Source organism: Mycobacterium mantenii (genome assembly GCF_001667865.1).
Taxonomy (GTDB): Bacteria; Actinomycetota; Actinomycetes; order Mycobacteriales; family Mycobacteriaceae; genus Mycobacterium; species Mycobacterium mantenii_A.
On the sequence record NZ_LZJP01000073.1, the window covers coordinates 1 to 544 of the forward strand.

Consider the following 544-nt stretch of genomic DNA (forward strand, 5'->3'; position numbering starts at 1 on the left):
CGATCTCGCCGCCCTTGGTCCCGAACGAGATCGTCGAGATGGGCACGCCCTCGTCCTTGGCCAGCCGCGCCGCGGTGTAGACGCCGTCGTGCGGATCGCCGGGATTGGAGGGCTTGTTCTCGCCGCCGTCGGATTCCAGCACGATCCGCGCCGGCGGCGGGCCGTCGCCGCCACCCATCACCGAGCCAACCGTCGCGATCGCCTGCAGCGCGGTGAACAGGCCTTCTCCCGTCGCGGTTTTCGGGGCCGGCTGCAGGCTGTCGATGCCCGCTTTCACCGCGCCGCGGTTGGTCGTCGGCGGAACCAGCAGCGTGGCGTTGGCCGCGAACTCCACCAGCCCCAGGTTGATCGCCGGGGTCAGCTGGTCGGCGAATTGCTTGCCGGCCTCCTTGGCGGCGGCGAGGCGGTTGGGTGGCACATCGTTGGAGGCCATCGACTCCGACACGTCGATCACCAGCATCACGACCGCGCGGTTGAGCGGAATCCGCACGTCCGACGTCGGCCCGGCCATCGCGGTGGTCAGCAACACCAGCGAGGCGGCGAG

Annotated in this window: 1 protein-coding gene; it reads right to left on the reverse strand. The window is 70.4% G+C overall.

Annotation, left to right across the window (positions count from 1 at the left end; all coding sequences use genetic code 11):
• Positions 1 to 544, reverse strand: a 544-nt coding sequence (locus A5688_RS11690) for a VWA domain-containing protein (RefSeq protein ID WP_120312529.1), incomplete at both ends; no start/stop codon positions are given.